Source organism: Bacteroides sp. K03 (assembly GCF_019734355.1).
In the GTDB taxonomy this organism is placed as follows: domain Bacteria; phylum Bacteroidota; class Bacteroidia; order Bacteroidales; family Bacteroidaceae; genus Bacteroides; species Bacteroides nordii.
The window spans coordinates 59,577-79,494 of record NZ_JAASHC010000007.1; the positions used below are offsets into that span (position 1 = coordinate 59,577).

Sequence of the window (19,918 nt, forward strand, 5' to 3'; positions counted from 1 at the left end):
GCTTTTTAATAAGCACAGCCTTTTTTTTATGTATGAAGCAAATGTTCTACTATTGTTCTACGGTTCATTTGCGCTTTTCATCTGCTTTTTTATTTCCTTGTAAGCTGTTGGTAAAGGTGGCCCATCCGTCACAAAGAGCTTGCATGGAAGGATACAGAGCATTTGCACCGGCATCCAGTAATACTTTGTTATCCAGCGGGCCTGTATTGACTGCTATTGTGAAGATACCGGCTGCTACCCCTGCCTGTACGCCGAGTGGAGCATTTTCTATGACTATTGCTTCGTTGACATTGAAACCACCTTTTTCGAGAGCCATCAGGTAGGGCTCAGGATGTGGTTTGCCGTGTTTTACGTCGAAAGCTGTCACCATCAATTCCGGGTGGAATGTGTTGGGGAAATTGTGTTCCAAGCGGTCCAGTAGTGATCGCTGTCCAGAACCGGTAACTACCATAGGAATTAATCCGGCTTCTTTTATTTTTTGCAATAACTCCCAGGCTCCCGGCATCGGTTCGGGTTCGGGGAATTTGTTGAACTCTTCACTCTTTTCGTGATAAATGTTTTCTATTTCGTCCGGAGTGGCTTCCCGACCCAGTTGACGCTGGCTGACAATGTTGATTGTTCCGGCTCCGGTACGACCTTCGTGCAGATAGGCTTCTTCGCGACTGAGATTGAACCCGTGGGCTTGCATTACTTTATGCCAGGCTTCTGCATGATAGGGCATGGAATTAAACAGAACGCCGTCCATATCGAATAGTACGGCTTTTAAGTGTATTTCTTTCTGAGACATATCTTTGATACCTATTGATTTTTTGTGCTACAAAGTTACGCTTTTTTTGCATATTCGGATATATTATGTATTTTTGTGGCATAATCAAGAGAACTACATAACATGAAAAAGCTACTTCTTGTATCATTATTATTACCGCTGTTAGTTTCGTGTTCTGGCTCGGCAGAGAGCCCTGTTATTGAAATAACGGGGTTTTTCATTGGAGATGATACGAAGGATTATAGTAAAGATATGGCTTCGATGCCTTCTTTGAAAGTAGGCGATGAAATGACTGTTTCATTGAGACTGGATGGAAACGGAGAGGATCTGAATACGTTTATAGTGAAGGAAGCAGCAGAACAGCTTGGTATAAAAGGGTTTGATTTACCGGGTGGAGTTTCTTCCGAATCGGATTTGTCGAAGCCGGAGAATGGTGTTATTACGTTTAAAGATGGGATACAGTATACGGAACTAAAGGTAGAGGTATGTGTAAAGACAGTGGCCGATGCGGATGCCATATTGGCTTTCTACCTGTCTTCGAAAGCTGAATGTGAAAGTGCTCAGGAAAAGATAGAATTGAAAACGGAAACGAAAAAGTAATCTTTGAACTGTATATAAATAGAAAGGGCGGAACTTTTAAAGTTCCGCCTTTCTGATTTATAGCCTTTTATTTATAGCTTTGCTCGTATCGCTTTTGATTCTTCTTCGTATCCGGGTTTATTCAACAACGCAAACATGTTCTTTTTGTATGCTTCTACGCCCGGTTGATTGAATGGGTTCACACCCAGCAGATAACCGCTGATGCCACAAGCTTTTTCAAAGAAGTAGAACAGTCCGCCGATGTTATATTCACTCAATTCGGGAAGAACAATGCGCATATTGGGTACACCACCGTCTACGTGAGCCAATTGAGTACCAAGTTCGGCCATTTTGTTCACTTCGTCTACGCGTTTGCCTGCCAGGAAGTTCAATCCATCCAGGTTAGCTTCGTCCGAAGGTACTTCCAGTTTGTGGTTTACTTTATCTACAGAGATAACGGTTTCAAAGATGGTACGTTCGCCTTCTTGGATCCATTGTCCCATCGAGTGAAGGTCGGTAGAAAAATCTACGGCAGCCGGGAAGATACCTTTGTTTTCTTTTCCTTCTGATTCTCCGTAAAGCTGTTTCCACCATTCGCCAATGTAATGCAATTTGGGGTTGAAGTTTACGAGTATTTCGATCTTTTTACCGTTCTTATACAGTTCGTTGCGGGTGGCAGCGTAGAGAGCAGCAGGATTCTCTGCAAAGGGTACGTTCAGCGCGCAAGCCTTTTCCATATCGGCAGCACCGGCTACCAGTTTTTCAATGTCAAATCCGGCCACTGCGATAGGTAGCAACCCTACTGGAGTCAGTACGGAGAAACGTCCGCCTACATTGTCGGGGATGATAAATGATTTGTATCCTTCTTTGTCGGCAGTGATGCGTGCTGCACCTTTCTGAGCATCTGTAACGGCTACAATCACTTTCTTTGCCATCTCTTTGCCACGCTGGTCTTCGCACTGTTTTTTCAAAAGGCGGAAGGCAAGGGCGGTTTCAGTAGTGGTACCTGATTTGGAGATATTGATAACACCGAATTTTTTGTCTTTCAAGAATTCGGTAAGTTCATACAGATAGTCTTCGCCGATATTGTGTCCGGCGTAGATGATAACCGGTGCGGTTTTCTTGTCCTGTAACCATGTGAAGCTGTTTGACAATGCCTCGATAACTGCGCGGGCTCCGAGATAGCTGCCACCGATACCGGCTACGATCACTACTTCGCAATTGTCACGCAATACCTGTGCGGTAGCTTTCAGGTCGGCCAGATGTTCCGGGCTGATAGAAGAAGGCAAGTGCAGCCATCCCAGAAAATCATTTCCTTTACCGGTACCGTTTTCCAGTGTTTCTTGTGCGGCTTTTACCTGAGCTTCGTAGGCAGAAACCTTTTCTTTAGAGATAAATCCCAAAGTCTTTTCAATGTTCAAACTAATCATAATGTATATGTTTTAAATATTCTTTTAGTAGTGATTTAGTAGTAAGTAGTCAAGTAGGTAAGTAGTAAGTAGGAGATGGTTTTACTTGCCAACAAGTAGCAAGTACTATCTTCTACTTACTACTTACCTACTTGACTACTTACTACTAAGCTACTTCTTTTCACCTAAATGAATCTGTCAGCAACTTGATCTCGATCATTGGTGATATACGTTCGTACAGAATGTTGTAGACTGCATCGAGTATCGGCATATTCACATGGTGGTGTTTATTGATCTCTTTGATACATTTCGTACCGTAATATCCTTCTGCTATCATCTCCATCTCTATCTGTGCGCTCTTCACCGAATATCCTTTGCCGATCATGGTACCAAACGTACGATTACGGCTAAAATTAGAGTATCCCGTTACCAACAAATCCCCTAAATAAACAGATTCGTCTACGTTTCTGTTCAATGGATGTACGGTGTCGAGAAATCGTCTCATTTCCTGTATGGCATTGGAGATAAGCACAGCCTGGAAGTTATCGCCGTATTTTAATCCGCTGCAAATGCCGGCGGCAATGGCATATACGTTCTTTAGTACGGAACTGTATTCGATACCTGATACGTCGTCGCTAATGGAAGTCTTTATAAAATTACTTCCCAGCCTGCGGGCGAAGATGCGGGCTTTATCCGTGTCCGGACAGGCAATGGTCAGATAGGAAAGACGTTCCAAAGCTACTTCTTCGGCGTGGCAGGGACCTGCCAACACTGCTATGTTCTCGGGAGGAACGCCGTATTCTTTCGTGAAGTATTCCGATACGATGAGATTGTCGTCGGGCACAATTCCTTTGATAGCGGTAATAATGAACTTGTCTCTTATGCGTGTTTTCAGCTTTTTGAGATGAGTCTTCAAATAAGGGGAGGGGGTGACGAAGACGAGTGTATCCGATTCCTTCACGATGTCATTGATGTTTGAACTGAAATTAATGCGTTTCATGTCAAACTTCACACCAGTGAGGTAAGCCGGATTGTGTCCAAGTCGTTTAAAGTCGGCTATACGATCGTCACGGCGCATATACCAATTGATAGAGTCCTCTTGTGCAAGGAACATCTTGGCTATGGCTGTGGCCCAGCTTCCGCCTCCCATTATCGCTATCTTACCGGGTAGTTTCATATTGTAGAAATTAAAGATTGAAGATTAAAAATTAAAGGGAGGAGGCGAGAGATGCCCCTCCCTGTTTAATTTCTAATTTCTCATTTTTAATTAAGTTTCTGTATCCATTCGGTGACATCGTTCACGGAAGGATTGGTCAATTCCAATTTATATTTCTTATTGATGCCGCAAATATCTTGATGTAACTTCTGCGGATTCACTTCTTTCATCTCTTCTACCAGGTTGTATCCGGCTTTTTGGATAACTGCTACCCAGTCTTGAGGGATGCCTAATTCGGTATATTTGGAATCCGGGTCTTTTTTGATGACCTTTTCCGGGCGCATCTGCGGGAAGAACAGCACTTCCTGAATGAAAGGCTTTCCGGTCATCAGCATAGTCAGGCGGTCGATACCGATACCGATACCTGATGTCGGAGGCATGCCATATTGCAGAGCTTTGAGGAAGTCCTGATCGATGAACATAGCTTCGTCGTCGCCTTTTTCGCTTAGTTGCAGTTGGTCTTTGAAGCGTTCTTCCTGATCGATCGGGTCATTCAGCTCACTGTATGCATTGGCCAGTTCTTTGCCGTTTACCATGAGTTCGAAGCGTTCGGTCAACCCTAGCTTGCTGCGGTGCATTTTGGTTAATGGGCTCATCTCTACCGGATAGTCGGTGATGAAAGTGGGCTGGATAAACGTTCCTTCGCAGAATTCGCCAAAGATTTCGTCTATCAGCTTGCCTTTACCCATTGTATCGTCAATTTCCATGTTCAGCTCCTTGCATATCTGGCGGATTTCGTCTTCGCTCTTTTCGTTGAGGTCGTATCCGGTTTTTTCTTTGATAGCATCGAGAATGGGCAGACGGCGATATGGAGCTTTGAAACTGATTGTTTTGCCGTCAATGGTAGTTTCCGGGCTTCCGTTTACTGCAATACAAATGCGTTCCAGTAATTTTTCGGTGAAACTCATCATCCAGTTGTAGTCTTTGTATTGTACGTACAACTCTATGCAGGTAAACTCAGGATTATGGTTTTTGTCCATACCTTCGTTACGGAAGTTTTTCCCGATTTCATACACACCTTCAAATCCGCCTACAATCAGTCGCTTCAGATAAAGTTCGGTAGCGATGCGCAGGTAGAGGTCCATGTCTAAGGAGTTGTGGTGAGTGATGAAGGGACGGGCACTTGCTCCACCGGGGATAGATTGTAGAGTCGGAGTTTCTACTTCGGTATATCCGGCTTCATCCAGTATGGCACGCATGGTTCTGATGATGGTGGCACGTTTCAGGAATGTTTCTTTTACACCCTCGTTCACAATCAAGTCTACATAGCGTTGGCGATAGCGCAGTTCGGGATCTTCAAAAGAGTCGTACGCCACACCATCTTTGTATTTTACAATAGGTAACGGTTTGATAGACTTGGCCAGTACAGTCAGCTTTTTGGCATGGATACTGATTTCGCCCATCTGTGTACGAAATACAAAACCTTCGATTCCGATAAAGTCACCTAAGTCGAGCAGGCGTTTGAATACGCTATTATACATCTCTTTATCTTCTCCCGGGCAGAGGTCGTCACGGGTGATGTACACCTGTATACGTCCTTTGGAATCCTGCAATTCAATGAAAGATGCTTTGCCCATAATGCGGCGACTCATCATACGTCCGGCTATGGATACCATGCGGGGTTCGTCTTCGTCTTTGAATTCCTGTTTTATATCGGTAGAGAAAGCATTGGTTACATACTCTGCTGCGGGATAAGGCTCAATGCCCATCGCACGAAGCTCATTCAGACTGTTGCGTCGGATGATTTCCTGTTCACTTAGTTCTAATAGGTTCATTTCGTTACGTATTAACTCAATATTTGGTGGCAAAAATACGAAACATTTTTAATATTACGGCATGAACCGGCTGCTAATTTGCCCGAAGGGGGGTAGGAGGGGGGAATGAAAGGGGGGAAAACCGGTGATTACAGATTGTCAAATTGACAAAATGTATATAAGTAGGGGTAGGAAGACGCTGGTTGTGGTGTGCCGGAGGGTGGGTGCTATTTTTTCGATTGTAGGGTGATTAGGAGTATTTGTTTTGCTTGTTATCTGATGCATAATGGTGTGTTTGTCTCTTTATGAATGAAAAAGTAGGGCTATTGTGCGGTATTTCTCCGCTATTTCTTTCATTATGACAGAGGTGAGTGTACCTTTTTGTTGTGTCAGATAGGCGAAAAAGGCGTCAGAAAGTTCTTTTTTTGCTCTTTCGATTGCTCCTCGGTGAGGAAGAAGTTGTTCCCCGGTGAGGAACGAGGTGTTCCTCGGTGAGGAGCGGAGCCTTCCCCGGTGGGGAACAGAAGTTTTGCCGGTAGCAAAAGGAGGCTTTATATGCAGGAATGTTGCATGTATATTCTTTTATTGTGCGATAATTTGCATATTCTTGCGCGTATTATTCATGCGGATTCTCTGGTTATACTATTTTGTATTCGGGTGTTGTTAGTAAATAAGGGATATTTGTGTTATAAAGATAGTGTTTTGTGCTTTCTTGTGACAAGTGTTAAATGGGCGAATTGTCCGGGGTGAGACTGAAACAGACATAACCTCTTTTACGTAGTTTCAAAAAGTGAACTTCCGTTTGTACACCTCTTTGAAAAACACTACTTTTGCACCCTGAATATAAGAAACAGGTATGACAACAGGACAAAAGGCACCCACAGCGTTGGGTACTGAAAAGATTGGAAAACTTTTGATGCAGTATGCCATTCCGGCTATTATCGCAATGACTGCATCTTCTCTTTATAACATGGTAGACAGTATCTTCATCGGGCATGGAGTGGGACGTATGGCTATTTCCGGCCTTGCGCTGACTTTCCCGTTGATGAATCTTGCGGCCGCTTTCGGTTCGTTGGTAGGGGTAGGGGCTGCCACGCTGGTTTCTGTGAAACTCGGGCAGAAAGATTATGACACAGCCCAACGGGTTCTTGGCAATGTGCTGGTGCTGAATATCATAATCGGTCTGGCATTTACCGTTCTCACGTTACTGTTTCTCGATCCCATCCTTTACTTCTTCGGAGGGAGTGAGGCTACTATCGGGTATGCCCGTGATTATATGGAGGTGATTCTGCTGGGCAACGTCATTACCCATCTTTATCTGGGTTTGAACGCGGTGCTTCGTTCTGCGGGGCATCCTCAGAAAGCGATGTATGCCACTATTGCTACAGTAGTCATTAATACCATACTCGATCCGGTATTTATCTTTGTCTTTGATTGGGGGATTCGCGGAGCTGCCATTGCTACGATTGTAGCACAAGTTATTTCGTTGTTGTGGCAGTTCAGGTTATTTAGTAATAAGAACGAATTGCTACATTTCCACCGGGGCATTTTCCGTCTGAAGCGTAAGATCGTATTCGATTCTCTTGCCATCGGCATGTCTCCCTTCCTGATGAATCTCGCTTCCTGCTTTATTGTGATTCTTATCAATCAGGGGCTGAAACGTCATGGAGGCGACCTTGCTATCGGAGCCTTTGGTATAGTCAACCGGCTGGTTTTTGTCTTTGTAATGATTGTGTTAGGATTGAACCAGGGGATGCAGCCCATTGCCGGTTATAACTTTGGTGCCCGGCAATATCCGCGTGTCACCCGCGTACTGAAACTGACTATTATAGGAGCGACTATTGTTACCACTACCGGTTTTCTGCTTGGCATGTTTATCCCCGATCTGCTTGCCTCCATCTTTACTTCCGACGCCGAGCTTATACAGCTTGCGGCAGAAGGATACCGTATTGTCGTGATGTTCTTCCCTATTGTGGGGTTCCAGATGGTTGCATCCAATTTCTTTCAGAGTATCGGTATGGCAGGCAAAGCTATTTTCTTGTCGCTCACCCGGCAGATGTTATTCCTCATTCCCTGTTTGCTTATTCTCCCGCAATACTATGGGCAGACAGGCGTATGGGTAAGCATGCCGGTATCCGATCTGGCAGCGAGCCTTGTTTCGGGGATTATGCTTTGGTGGCAGTTCCGTCAATTCAGAAAGATGAGCCTTGGATAGAAACGTTGAAAAACTCCGTTCGTCTCTTTTTTCTTCTCTTCTTCTGCATTCTTTCCGATTAATGCGTATCTTTGTAGAAAGTGAAAAGAAGGATCATTATGGGACAGAAAGACAGATACATCCGATTTGACTGGGCAGCGAAGCGCTTACTCAGGAACAAAGCCAATTTTGGCGTGCTCGAAGGGTTTCTTACCGTACTATTGGGCGAGGATATTCATATTCTGGAGATACTTGAAAGCGAAAGCAACCAGCAAAGTGAAGAAGATAAATTCAACCGGGTAGACATCAAAGCCCGCAACAGTAAGGATGAGATTATCATTGTTGAGATACAAAACACTCGTGAACTCTACTACTTGGAACGCATTCTATATGGAGTGGCGAAAGCCATAACCGAACACATTGAGCTGGGCAGTATCTACTCCGACGTCAAAAAAGTATACTCTATCAGTATTCTCTATTTTGACATAGGACAGGGTAATGACTACCTCTATCATGGTCAGAACGCTTTTGTAGGTGTACATACCGGAGACTTTCTGCAAGTGACCACTAAAGAGAAAGGGGCCATTGTGCGTAAACTACCGGCCGAAATATTCCCGGAGTATTTCCTTATCCGTGTCAATGAGTTCAATAAAGTAGCTGTCACTCCGCTGGAAGAGTGGATAGAGTATCTCAAAACGGGCAATATCCGTCCCGACACCAAAGCACCGGGATTGGAAGAGGCACGAAAGAAACTGATCTATTATAATATGGAGCCAGCCGACAGACAAGCCTATGACAGGCATATCGACGCAATCATGATACAAAATGATGTGTTGGGAACCGCTAAACTTGAGGGTTTGCAGGAAGGAAGAGAAGAAGGCTTACAGGAAGGAAGAGAGAAAGGCTTGCAGGAAGGACGGTTGGAAGGACGGTTGGAAGGACGGCAGGAAGAGAAAAGAGCTATTGCGCGTAATATGAAAGCGCTCAATTTACCCGTCGAAACCATTACCCAAATATCCGGCTTAACAAGAGAAGAGATAGAACAGCTTTAATAAAGAGGTTCTTATTTCCCCTTTCCTATCCCCGCCCTTATTCGGCTTAATGATTGTGGTGTGATCCATAGATACGATGCAATGTACTTCAACGGTACATGCAGCAACAATTCCGGCGTTTCTTTTATGAGTGTCAGGTACCGTTCTTTGGCTCTTGGGCTGCCGGCGCTGATCAGCCAGTTTTCCGTAGTCAGCAACTGGTGTTCCATGAGCCGTCTGCCCAGGTTGGCCAGACCGATAGAAGTAGAATACAACTCATTTAATGCAGTTTTTGAAATGCAATAGGCGATGCTGTCAGACATCGTCTCTATGCTTATTTGTGAATAAGAGTTATCTGCGTATCCCCATACAGAGAAAGCTGCTTCTCCCTTCGAGGCAAACCATATACTGGTATCTACGCCATCCTTTAGATAATGCCCCCGCCAGATACCTTCTTTTATAAGATAGAGATTTGTATTCTTTGTTCCTTCCTGAACAATTACCTCTTTCTTTTTAAACCGTACCTCTTCCATGTGGCTCAGCAATGCTGATATATCTGCTTCAGACAGTTGATATCTGTTCCGGAATTTCTCTTCAAACGTTTCCATGCTGCAAAGATACATTTCCCCGGTGGGACAAGAAACGATCTTTCAGATAAATTGCTACAATATAGAGAAAAGTCAATAGCTCGGCCAACGGAACGGCCAGCCAAATGCCCGGTACCCCAAAGAAATGAGGCAATGCTAAGAAGCCGATGAGCATAAATACCACACCACGCAACAGGGTGATAATCGTAGCCCGGTGTGCCCGTTCGATACTTTGATAATAACCAATGCCTACAATGTTGAAGGCAAAAAAGAGGTATCCGATAGCGAAGTATGGTATTCCCGCTACGGCGATGTCATAAGCACCATAACTGCGGTCGATAAATAGCGACACGATGTTGTGGTTGCACAAAACGGTTACTATAAAGAAGCAGACGTCACAGAAAAGAGCGGTCTTTATAGAGAGGCGGAAGGTCTGTTGTACCCGCTTGCTGCTGCCTGCTCCGAAGTTGTAACTTATAATGGGTTGCGCTGATTGTGCAATGGCATTGTACACCATAAATATAATGGGGAAGAAATAGCAAACGATACTGAAGGCTGCTACTCCGTCTTCGCCCAGATGACGGATGAATACATAATTGCCCAGAAACATCATGCAGGCTATCGAAGCCTCACTGACGAATGCCGAAGAACCCAGTTTTACCATATAACCGATGTTGCGGAAAGTCAACTGCCTGCTTTTCCGGCTCAATTTGACGGGATGAAGCTTGAAGGTTCGCGAGAAACGTAGCAGATAAATAAGTATCATCAATCCTCCTATCATTGTTCCCAAACTTGTGGCAAATGCCGCTCCCATCAATCCCCATCCGAAGATGAAAATAAAGACGTAATCGAGTACGATATTGCTAACTGCCGCAATGGCATTACACCACATGGCATAGTTGGGCGCTCCATCCAGGCGCACAAAGAACATACCTGCATTGAGCAACAGATAGAAGGTGAGGAACGGGACATACCAGTTCATGTATTCTACTACCAGCGGCAACAGTCGTTCCGAGCTTCCTAATAATCTGCCTACCGGTTCTACGAAATAGTAACAAAGTGCCGATAAGATAAGTATCAGCAAAGATGAAAACACAAGTGCCTGTGTGATATTAATACCTGCTACTTTACGTTTACCGTGCGATAAGTGGATGGATGCAACTACAGAAGCTCCCACCCCAAACATTAACCCTACTCCGGTAGTAATCATAAACAGAGGGGCAGTAATATTTACAGCTGCCAGTGCGTCGCTTCCTATACCTTTGCCTACAAAGATCCCATCTGTTATTACAAATACAGCGGAGAAAACCATCCCTAATACTGTTGGTATTAATAACTTACGGAACAACCTGGAGATATCCATGCTCCCAAAGTCGATACTGTCCTTCATTTCTATATTCTCTTTCTTTTTCATGCTGCAAAGGTATGGCAAGAAATGGAGAGAAAAGTTACCATTTGGTAATAAATAATCCGAATCGATAGTGAAAAACAAGATGTGGTAAATTATAGTTCATTTCTGTATGGTATTTCACCACAGAGGTCGCAGAGGGCACAGAGTTTAAATCTTTATTGAAACACAGAATTCTAAGACCTGCACAAATATTTGCGCAGGTCTTAGAATTCTGTGATTATCCGCGTTTTATCAGAGAAAATAATATCTCTGTGCCCTCCGTGTCCTCTGTGGTGAACTGATTCATTTCGGATCACTTATGCACTAAGCAATGCTCCGCCACAGCGCAGCCAATTGGCATATTGGCACATTGAATAATTAGCACATTATTTTTCTTCTTTTCAGAAATATTCCGTATGTTTGCTTCAGAACCAATATACAAATATACTATGAGTGGTAATTATGTTATTAATATCGGTCGTCAGTTAGGTAGTGGCGGAAAAGATATAGGCGAGAGGCTGGCAGCCCGGTTAGGAATCGACTTTTATGATAAAGAGTTGATTAATCTCGCTTCGGAAGAGAGTGGACTTTGTCGGGAGTTTTTCGAGAAAGCCGATGAGAAGGCTTCGCAAGGCATTATAGGCGGATTGTTTGGGATGCGCTTTCCTTTTATCAGTGACGGGGCTATGCCCTGTACCAATTGTCTGAGCAATGATGCTCTCTTTAAAATTCAGAGTGATGTTATCCGTAATCTGGCGGCAACCAAATCCTGCCTATTCGTCGGACGCTGTGCCGATTATATTCTGCGTGAACATCCTCGTTGTGTCAACATCTTTATATCTGCATCGAAAGAAGACCGTATCGCGCGGCTTCGAAGCATACATGGCATCAGTGAAGAAGATGCTGAAGGAATGATGGAGAAGGCGGATAAGAAGCGTTCGGAATATTATAACTATTATAGCTATAAAACCTGGGGAGCAGCAGCAACCTATCATCTTTGCATTGATTCTTCTGTGTTAGGCGTTGAAGAAACGGTAAGGTTTATAGAAGAGTTCGTTGCCAGGAAACTGAAACTATAGTCGAATTGACAGTTGACAGTTGACAGTTGACAGTTAGCTGCGTTATCATGCTGCATAGTAACTGTCAATTGTCAACTGTCCACTGTCAATTAAATAATCACATCATCAGCAGTAATATCATTTGCCCCGCCAGAATACGCAGGAACATAGTTAGCGGATAGACAGTAGAGTATCCCACGGCAGGTGCATCATTATTTGAAGCCTGATTGGAATAAGCCAATGCGGGAGGGTCGGTGTTACTACCGGCAATAAGCCCCATTAGTGTGAAATAATTCACCTTATAATATAGACGTGCAATTGCACCGATAATCAGCAATGGAATAACGGTAATGAGGAAGCCATAGCCCACATACAATAAACCGTCTCCTTCTACCACCGTATGTACGAAGTTTGCTCCCGCTTCGATACCTACACTGGCCAGGAATAATACAATACCTATCTCACGCAGCATCAGGTTGGCACTCATCGTTGTATAAGTAACCAGATGAAGTTTGTATCCAAAACGGCCGATCAGAATGGCTACCACCAGCGGACCACCTGCCAAACCAAGTTTTACCGGCGTTGGCATACCCGGGAAAGCAATCGGCAGACTACCCAGGAAGATACCCAGGAAAATACCTACGAAGATAGTCACGATATTCGGATGATCCAGACGCTTCAGAGAGTTACCAAGTACACTTGCCACGCGATCTACAGCATCCTGCTGGCCTACTACCATGACGCGGTCACCTACCTGTAAAGTAAGATGCGGGTCGGCAAACAAGTCCATACCCGAACGGTTGACGCGGGTAATGTTCACTCCGAACATACTCCGGAAATGCATATCCCCTAACTCTTTACCGTTTATATCGGATTTGGTAATCAGGATACGGCGTGATACCATCGGCATGTCTTGTTTTTCCCAGTCTACCTGTATCTCTTTTCCAATGAAAGCAATGATAGCCTCTGCATCTTCTTCTGAACAAACAATAAAGACCTGGTCACCCATATGAAATTCGGTTTCATGATTGGGAATACTGACATGCCCTTCGTGCCGGATGCGTGAACAGACAAAAGGACGTCCAAGGAAATCTTTAACCTGAATCAGTCTTTTGCCGTCTATCGATTCATTACGTACCTCAAGGCTCATCAGATGAGGCTTGTGTTTCATATGTTCAGCATCCTGATTTTTGAGTTCTTCTTCCTCTTTCGCAAGGTTGATACGGAAAAGGTAACGAATGGCAATGATGGAACCAATGATACCAACTACACCCAACGGATAAGCACATGCATATCCCAGGGCTATCTGAGGCCCGTTGTAGTTGAGTTGTGTCAATGCTTCCTGTGCAGCACCAAGTCCCGGTGTATTCGTTACGGCACCATATAAGATACCCACCATCATTGGCAATTCAATACGGCCGTTAGCAATGAAATAGATAGTCAACGCCACGGCAATATTCAATACCACAATACCTACAGCAAGCAGATTGAGTGTCATTCCTCCTTTTTTGAATGAAGAGAAGAAACTGGGCCCCACCTGTAAGCCGATACAGAACACGAACAATATCAATCCGAACTCGCGGATGAAATGCAGAATGTGTATGTCGCCGGTAAATCCGAAGTGTCCCATCAGGATACCGGTGAACAAAACAAAGGTAACTCCCAATGAAACTCCGAAGATTTTAATCTTCCCTAAGAGTACTCCGGCAGCTATCACAAAGGCATAAAGAAAGACGATGTGTGCTACGGAGCTGGGATCCCATAATAAACTTTGTATCCAATCCATAGTAGTTTTTTATTAAAATTGCCGCAAAATTAGTCATAACAAAGCAGGTAATCAAACAAATTCTCTCTTTTATTTATTGGTGACACCTTGCTATCCGGCAGTGCGAATTTTCCCTAAAAAAAGTATTGCATTAGAAGTATTTGTCTATCTTTGTAAGGCTATTGGCAGCACTTAGAAAGATTCATTAAGATAAAGATAATATTAATCTTGTTTTAAACTTACAATAAACTATGGCAGACAGTAAAGAAAAGCTCTTCTCAGACTTTTCTCCTGTTTCCACCGAGAAGTGGATGGAGAAAGTCACAGCAGACCTTAAAGGCGCTGATTTTGAGAAGAAACTCGTTTGGAAAACAAACGAAGGATTCAAGGTAAAACCTTTCTATCGTATGGAAGACCTTGAAGGATTGAAAACAACCGATGCACTTCCCGGAGAATTTCCTTATCTGAGAGGAACGAAAAAAGACAGTAACGAATGGCTGGTTCGTCAGGAAATTAAAGTAGAATCCCCCCAAGAAGCAAATACCAAGGCACTTGATATATTGAATAAGGGTATCGACTCTCTCTCTTTCCATGTAAAAGCAAAAGAACTTAATGCAGCTTATATTGAGACTTTGCTGAACGATATTTGCGCAGAATGTGTTGAACTCAACTTCTCTACCTGTCAGGGACATGTAGTAGAACTGGCTAATCTTCTGGTTGCTTATTTCCAAAAGAAAGATTATGATGTGAAGAAGTTGCAGGGATCTATCAACTTTGACTATTTCAACAAAATGCTCTCTAGGGGGAAGGAGAAAGGGGATATGGTTCAGACGGCGAAAGCCTTGATTGAAGCTATTCAGCCGTTACCCTTCTATCGCGTACTCAATGTAAATGCGCTTTCGCTGAATAATGCAGGTGCTTATATCTCTCAGGAGCTGGGTTACGCACTCGCATGGGGTAATGAATATATGAATCAGCTCACTGAGGCCGGAGTACCTGCTGCCATAGTAGCTAAGAAGATCAAATTTAACTTCGGCATTAGCTCTAATTACTTTCTTGAAATAGCTAAATTCCGCGCTGCCCGTATGCTATGGGCCAATATTGTAGCTTTCTATAATCCCGAATGTCTGCGCGATTGCGATAATAAAGGGGCAAACGGCGAATGTCGTTGCGCTGCTAAGATGCGAGTACATGCCGAAACTTCTACTTTCAACCTCACTTTGTTTGATGCTCATGTGAACTTGCTGCGTACACAGACAGAGGCGATGAGTGCTGCTTTGGCAGGTGTAGATTCAATGACGGTTGTTCCGTTTGACAAAACTTATGAAACTCCGGATGAATTCTCTGAGCGTATGGCCCGTAATCAGCAATTGTTGCTGAAAGAAGAGTCTCACTTTGATAAAGTGGTTGACCCGGCTGCAGGTTCTTATTATATCGAAAATCTGACAGTATCCATTGCCAGACAAGCATGGGAACTTTTCCTGGCTGTAGAAGAAGAAGGTGGATTCTATGCTGCTCTCAAGGCCGGTACGGTACAGGCTGCTGTGAATGAAAGTAATAAAGCCCGTCACAAAGCTGTAGCACAGCGTCGTGAGATCCTGTTGGGTACCAATCAGTTCCCGAACTTCAACGAAAAAGCAGGTGAAAAGAAGCCGGTAGAAGCAAAATGCTGCTGTGGCGGACACGATACCTGCGAAAAAGAGGTGGCTACACTGAACTTTGACCGTGCTGCCAGTGAGTTTGAGGCATTGCGTCTTGAAACGGAGACTTCCGGAAAACGTCCTAAAGCATTCATGTTGACCATTGGTAACTTGGCTATGCGTCAGGCACGTGCACAATATTCATGTAACTTCCTGGCTTGTGCCGGATATGAGGTAATTGATAACTTAGGATTTGAATCGGTTGAAGCTGGTGTGGAGGCTGCAATGGCTGCTAAGGCTGATATTGTAGTACTTTGTTCCAGTGACGATGAATATGCAGAATATGCTATTCCTGCCTTCAAAGCAGTGAATGGCCGTGCGATGTTCATTGTTGCCGGTGCTCCTGCTTGCATGGACGAGTTGAAAGCCGCAGGTATTGAAAACTTCATTCATGTGCGTGTCAACGTACTCGATACACTTAAAGAGTTTAACGCCCAGCTTTTGAAGTAAATTCAATCGTAAATTGTCAATCGTAAATTGTAAATAAGAACATGCGAAAAGATTTTAAGAACTTAGATATATATGCTGCATTTCAGCCCGCTAACGGTGCAGAGTGGCAAAAGGCTAACGGAATCGAAAGTAACTGGAAGACTCCGGAGCACATCAGTGTGAAGCCTGTTTATACAAAAGAAGACCTTGAAGGTATGGAGCATCTGGAATATGCAGCCGGACTCCCTCCTTATCTGCGTGGCCCGTATTCAGTGATGTACACCCTTCGTCCCTGGACAATCCGTCAGTATGCCGGATTCTCTACTGCCGAAGAATCCAATGCTTTCTACCGTCGTAACCTGGCTTCCGGCCAGAAAGGTTTGTCGGTAGCATTCGACCTTGCTACGCACCGCGGCTACGACCCCGATCACGAACGTGTAGTAGGTGACGTCGGTAAAGCCGGTGTATCTATTTGCTCGCTTGAGAATATGAAAGTCCTGTTTGATGGTATTCCTTTGAACAAGATGTCTGTATCTATGACAATGAATGGTGCGGTTCTTCCGATTCTGGCTTTCTATATCAATGCCGGTCTTGAACAAGGTGCACAGTTGGAAGAGATGGCGGGAACCATTCAGAATGATATTCTGAAGGAATTCATGGTGCGTAATACCTATATTTATCCGCCTGCATTCTCTATGAAGATTATCTCTGATATCTTTGAATATACTTCGCAGAAGATGCCGAAGTTCAACTCTATCTCTATTTCCGGTTATCACATGCAGGAAGCAGGTGCAACAGCCGATATTGAGTTGGCTTATACACTGGCCGATGGTCTGGAATACCTTCGTGCTGGTACGGCTGCGGGTATTGATATCGATGCATTTGCTCCTCGTTTGTCTTTCTTCTGGGCTATCGGAACCAATCACTTCATGGAAATAGCCAAGATGCGTGCCGCCCGTATGTTGTGGGCCAAGATTGTAAAACAGTTCAATCCCAAGAACCCCAAATCATTGGCATTGCGTACTCACTCGCAGACTTCCGGTTGGTCACTGACCGAGCAGGACCCGTTCAACAACGTAGGACGTACCTGTATCGAGGCAATGGCTGCTGCGCTGGGACATACTCAGTCATTACATACCAATGCACTGGATGAGGCTATTGCTTTGCCAACAGACTTCTCCGCACGTATTGCCCGTAATACTCAGATTTATATTCAGGAAGAAACATATATCTGTAAGAACGTTGACCCATGGGGTGGTTCTTATTATGTAGAATCTTTGACCAATGATCTTGCCCATAAGGCATGGGAACTGATTGAAGAGGTAGAGAAGTTGGGTGGTATGGCGAAAGCAATCGAAACCGGTATCCCTAAGATGCGTATTGAAGAGGCTGCTGCCCGTACACAGGCTCGTATCGACTCCGGTTCACAGACTATCGTAGGTGTGAACAAGTATCGTTTGGAGAAAGAAGCTCCGATTGATATTCTTGAAATTGACAATACGGCTGTTCGTCTGGAGCAGATTGAGAACCTGAAACGTTTGAAAGAAGGACGTAACGAAGCTGAAGTGCAGAAAGCCCTCGAAGCTATTACCAAGTGCGTGGAAACCAAAGAAGGTAACTTACTGGAGCTGGCTGTAGAAGCTGCCCGGGTTCGTGCTACACTGGGTGAAATCTCTTACGCATGCGAGAAGATTGTAGGACGGTATAAAGCAGTAATCAGAACTATATCAGGCGTGTATTCATCAGAAAGTAAAAACGACAGCGACTTCAAGCGTGCTTGTGAACTGGCCGAGAAGTTTGCGAAGAAAGAGGGACGTCAACCTCGTATCATGATTGCAAAAATGGGACAGGACGGTCACGACCGTGGTGCCAAAGTAGTAGCAACCGGCTATGCCGACTGTGGTTTCGATGTGGATATGGGACCGTTGTTCCAGACTCCGGCTGAAGCTGCCCGCGAAGCTGTTGAAAACGATGTTCACGTAGTGGGCGTTTCTTCATTGGCTGCCGGACACAAGACACTGATTCCGCAGATCATTGACGAATTGAAGAAGTTAGGGCGCGAAGATATCATCGTGATTGCCGGTGGTGTAATTCCTGCTCAGGACTATGATTTCTTGTATAAAGCAGGTGTGGCTGCTATTTTCGGTCCGGGTTCACCGGTAGCGAAAGCGGCTTGCCAGATACTGGAGATTTTGCTGGACGAAGAATAAGCCAATAAGGCTTTTAAGAAATAAGAACAGGGGTAGGAGCCAATTGGCACTGCTCCTGTTTTTTTATTCGGTACAGAAGAGACAGGGCTGTTTCAAGTTGGTATTTTATAAACAGGAGGGTGTGCCCAAAAGTCGGAGAAAGCTTCCATGTACAATATCATAAACGCAGATTCACGTAACTTATCGCAAATATTCATTTATTCTTTGCGTCAATTAGCGATCATCTGCGTTTTAATGATAGCGAGTTTTACTTTTGTCACCTCTCACTAATACATCCCTGAAACAATCTGATTACAAAAAACTTATTTGGATATTTCTACTACAACCGGATTTACCATATTCCGGGCATAGCTATCAATCATATTCATATAATAATCCCTGTTCGTAAATTGTTCGTCTGCCAGTTCCCAGGCAGCATAGGCATTGAACAGGTATTTTCCTTCTTCATTGGGTTTCATTTTTACACACCACGTTTTCAGGATATCCGAACCCTTGTCGGGCGCATTAAAGACATCGGAATAGTTGCTCACCGGCATAATGAGACTCATCCCCATATACCACTCCTTATTGTAAGTTTGCCGGTCATGCGTACTCATAGAAACAACTTTCCGATCATAAGTCTCCAGTCTTTGAGGCATATCGTTGAAGTTTCCTACAATTCCTGTTACCAATACTGCGTTATCGGGTAGAGGAGAAGTTGTTATCTCATTTTCATATCCATACTTTCCTGCCCAAATAGTCATTGTTTCATGTACATCGACTTTGGTATTCCCCACTTGCCATCCATAAAAGTCTAATTTAAAGATAGAGCGCACAGGGCCTTTACAAACAAGTGTGTAACGTGTTGAGTCCACATTATCTACAGTTTCTTCTATAGTAACTCCCATACGTAAAAGGGTATCGGGCAATTGAACAGCTATACCTCCCAGTCCGAAAGAGTTGGCAGCACTCATAATGTCTCTTCCCCAGGGGCGGAGAACGTGATAGGTATCACCCGGAGTTCCGTCGGGACGGATACCTACTGTATCGAGCACAAGATCGGGTATTCTTTTTCCAAACACATCTCTACAGTTTCGCCCGTCAAAGTAATGGCGGAATCCCATTTTGTCATTTTCCCATGATGGGCCGTCTGTCTGGTAGGGATAAGGATTGTTATCGTCTCCACCTCGTGCCAGGTTTTCTTTTCCATGCATATCGATTGTCAGCTCTTCTATCACTCCCGGGAGCTTCATTTTGCCATAATGTACATTGGTTCGCACAGAGAAAGCCGGGTAGTTCGCTTCATCTATCCATTCTAATTGTAAAGTCAGTTTCTCTTTTTCGTTTATGTTGTATACGAATGCCAGTTCATCCCATAGTCCGTCTCCGTCCAGGTCGTCTAACTGAGAAGGAATATACTGTCCTCCTTTATCCTTTAGTACGGGAACCAATTTCTGATTTTCCGCACACAGGTCTTTGCGCTTGATTACACAGGCTTCGTCTTGCCGGGAAGTATCTGTTGGATTGGTTAGTGTGATTATATCTGCATTTCTTTCCGCACAGCTTTCGCAGACCACAGCAGCTACTCCCAAAATGAATAAGAATTTCATACTTGTTTTCATGTTTTCAGAACTTATTTAATGTTGGTTACAAAAGTGGTAATATTCTGTTTAAAAAGGTATGAAATCTGATCCATATTCTGGTAAATTTGTATTGTTTCCGCTTTTATCGGCTTCTAAAAACAGGTTTATTATACGAAAGTACAAGTACTTGATATAATTTTCACATGTTTCTTATCTATTAAGGTTTATCTTTGTAGCGTGCGCATGATATTTAATTTAATTCCTATAT

General features: G+C 44.0%; 14 protein-coding genes. 6 read left to right on the forward strand and 8 right to left on the reverse strand.

Annotation, left to right across the window (positions count from 1 at the left end):
- Positions 1 to 64 precede the first annotated feature (64 nt).
- Positions 65 to 787: an HAD family hydrolase gene (locus HCG69_RS07515; protein WP_221649540.1), complete on the reverse strand. Its 723-nt coding sequence runs from the start codon at positions 785 to 787 to the stop codon at positions 65 to 67.
- A 102-nt stretch (positions 788 to 889) separates the two neighbouring features.
- On the opposite strand from HCG69_RS07515, the gene HCG69_RS07520 reads away from it, so the two are divergent.
- Positions 890 to 1,366, forward strand: coding sequence for a DUF5035 family protein (locus HCG69_RS07520; RefSeq protein WP_025866719.1), 477 nt, complete (start codon positions 890 to 892; stop codon positions 1,364 to 1,366).
- A gap of 71 nt (positions 1,367 to 1,437) precedes the next feature.
- Here the strand turns inward: HCG69_RS07520 and HCG69_RS07525 are convergent, their stop codons facing one another.
- The 3 genes from HCG69_RS07525 to lysS all read right to left on the reverse strand — a co-directional run bounded on the left by HCG69_RS07525 (position 1,438) and on the right by lysS (position 5,745).
- Positions 1,438 to 2,775: a glucose-6-phosphate isomerase gene (locus HCG69_RS07525; protein ID WP_195350742.1), complete on the reverse strand. Its 1,338-nt coding sequence runs from the start codon at positions 2,773 to 2,775 to the stop codon at positions 1,438 to 1,440.
- A gap of 160 nt (positions 2,776 to 2,935) precedes the next feature.
- Complete coding sequence (locus tag HCG69_RS07530; RefSeq protein WP_002562504.1) at positions 2,936 to 3,931, reverse strand: NAD(P)H-dependent glycerol-3-phosphate dehydrogenase; 996 nt, start codon at positions 3,929 to 3,931, stop codon at positions 2,936 to 2,938.
- Positions 3,932 to 4,017: 86 nt separating this feature from the next.
- Positions 4,018 to 5,745: a lysine--tRNA ligase gene (gene lysS / locus HCG69_RS07535; RefSeq protein ID WP_221649541.1), complete on the reverse strand. Its 1,728-nt coding sequence runs from the start codon at positions 5,743 to 5,745 to the stop codon at positions 4,018 to 4,020.
- A gap of 835 nt (positions 5,746 to 6,580) precedes the next feature.
- On the opposite strand from lysS, the gene HCG69_RS07540 reads away from it, so the two are divergent.
- Positions 6,581 to 7,939 carry an MATE family efflux transporter gene (locus tag HCG69_RS07540; protein WP_002562502.1) on the forward strand — a complete coding sequence of 453 codons (1,359 nt, stop codon included), beginning with the start codon at positions 6,581 to 6,583 and terminating at the stop codon, positions 7,937 to 7,939.
- A gap of 98 nt (positions 7,940 to 8,037) precedes the next feature.
- The gene (locus tag HCG69_RS07545) at positions 8,038 to 8,970 is read left to right on the forward strand and encodes an Rpn family recombination-promoting nuclease/putative transposase (protein WP_221649542.1); all 933 of its coding nucleotides are present in this window, start codon (positions 8,038 to 8,040) and stop codon (positions 8,968 to 8,970) included.
- An 11-nt stretch (positions 8,971 to 8,981) separates the two neighbouring features.
- On the opposite strand, the gene HCG69_RS07550 is transcribed toward HCG69_RS07545, so the two are convergent.
- A complete protein-coding gene (locus tag HCG69_RS07550; protein ID WP_221649543.1) occupies positions 8,982 to 9,557 on the reverse strand; it encodes a Crp/Fnr family transcriptional regulator in 576 nt (191 codons plus the stop codon).
- Positions 9,544 to 10,926, reverse strand: coding sequence for an MATE family efflux transporter (locus HCG69_RS07555; RefSeq protein WP_221649614.1), 1,383 nt, complete (start codon positions 10,924 to 10,926; stop codon positions 9,544 to 9,546). Before HCG69_RS07555 ends, HCG69_RS07550 begins: the two co-directional genes overlap by 14 nt.
- 416 nt (positions 10,927 to 11,342) lie before the next feature.
- On the opposite strand from HCG69_RS07555, the gene HCG69_RS07560 reads away from it, so the two are divergent.
- Positions 11,343 to 12,005 (forward strand): AAA family ATPase, encoded by a 663-nt coding sequence (locus HCG69_RS07560; RefSeq protein ID WP_221649544.1) that lies wholly within the window; start codon positions 11,343 to 11,345, stop codon positions 12,003 to 12,005.
- Between the two features lie 97 nt (positions 12,006 to 12,102).
- Here HCG69_RS07560 and HCG69_RS07565 read toward each other — a convergent pair whose 3' ends face one another.
- The gene (locus HCG69_RS07565) at positions 12,103 to 13,770 is read right to left on the reverse strand and encodes a putative transporter (protein ID WP_221649545.1); all 1,668 of its coding nucleotides are present in this window, start codon (positions 13,768 to 13,770) and stop codon (positions 12,103 to 12,105) included.
- 230 nt (positions 13,771 to 14,000) lie between these two features.
- Here HCG69_RS07565 and mutA point away from each other — a divergent pair, with 230 nt between their 5' ends.
- Positions 14,001 to 15,899, forward strand: a complete 1,899-nt coding sequence (mutA, locus tag HCG69_RS07570; protein WP_221649546.1) for a methylmalonyl-CoA mutase small subunit — start codon at positions 14,001 to 14,003, stop codon at positions 15,897 to 15,899.
- Positions 15,900 to 15,940: 41 nt separating this feature from the next.
- A complete protein-coding gene (scpA, locus tag HCG69_RS07575) occupies positions 15,941 to 18,088 on the forward strand; it encodes a methylmalonyl-CoA mutase (RefSeq protein ID WP_002562495.1) in 2,148 nt (715 codons plus the stop codon).
- 302 nt (positions 18,089 to 18,390) lie between these two features.
- Here the strand turns inward: scpA and HCG69_RS07580 are convergent, their stop codons facing one another.
- Entirely contained in the window at positions 18,391 to 19,677 is a 1,287-nt protein-coding gene (locus HCG69_RS07580) for a DUF4861 domain-containing protein (RefSeq protein ID WP_255585511.1), read from the reverse strand.
- Between the last annotated feature and the right edge of the window lie 241 nt (positions 19,678 to 19,918).

Coding starts and splice junctions, on each gene's coding strand:
- HCG69_RS07565 (WP_221649545.1), bottom strand. CDS start 13,770: ATGGATTGGATACAAAGTTTATTATGGGATCCCAGCTCCGTAGCACAC.
- HCG69_RS07515 (WP_221649540.1), bottom strand. CDS start 787: ATGTCTCAGAAAGAAATACACTTAAAAGCCGTACTATTCGATATGGAC.
- HCG69_RS07525 (WP_195350742.1), bottom strand. CDS start 2,775: ATGATTAGTTTGAACATTGAAAAGACTTTGGGATTTATCTCTAAAGAA.
- HCG69_RS07580 (WP_255585511.1), bottom strand. CDS start 19,677: ATGAAATTCTTATTCATTTTGGGAGTAGCTGCTGTGGTCTGCGAAAGC.
- HCG69_RS07520 (WP_025866719.1), top strand. CDS start 890: ATGAAAAAGCTACTTCTTGTATCATTATTATTACCGCTGTTAGTTTCG.
- lysS (WP_221649541.1), bottom strand. CDS start 5,745: ATGAACCTATTAGAACTAAGTGAACAGGAAATCATCCGACGCAACAGT.
- scpA (WP_002562495.1), top strand. CDS start 15,941: ATGCGAAAAGATTTTAAGAACTTAGATATATATGCTGCATTTCAGCCC.
- HCG69_RS07545 (WP_221649542.1), top strand. CDS start 8,038: ATGGGACAGAAAGACAGATACATCCGATTTGACTGGGCAGCGAAGCGC.
- HCG69_RS07530 (WP_002562504.1), bottom strand. CDS start 3,931: ATGAAACTACCCGGTAAGATAGCGATAATGGGAGGCGGAAGCTGGGCC.
- HCG69_RS07560 (WP_221649544.1), top strand. CDS start 11,343: ATGTTTGCTTCAGAACCAATATACAAATATACTATGAGTGGTAATTAT.
- HCG69_RS07555 (WP_221649614.1), bottom strand. CDS start 10,926: ATGAAGGACAGTATCGACTTTGGGAGCATGGATATCTCCAGGTTGTTC.
- HCG69_RS07540 (WP_002562502.1), top strand. CDS start 6,581: ATGACAACAGGACAAAAGGCACCCACAGCGTTGGGTACTGAAAAGATT.
- HCG69_RS07550 (WP_221649543.1), bottom strand. CDS start 9,557: ATGGAAACGTTTGAAGAGAAATTCCGGAACAGATATCAACTGTCTGAA.
- mutA (WP_221649546.1), top strand. CDS start 14,001: ATGGCAGACAGTAAAGAAAAGCTCTTCTCAGACTTTTCTCCTGTTTCC.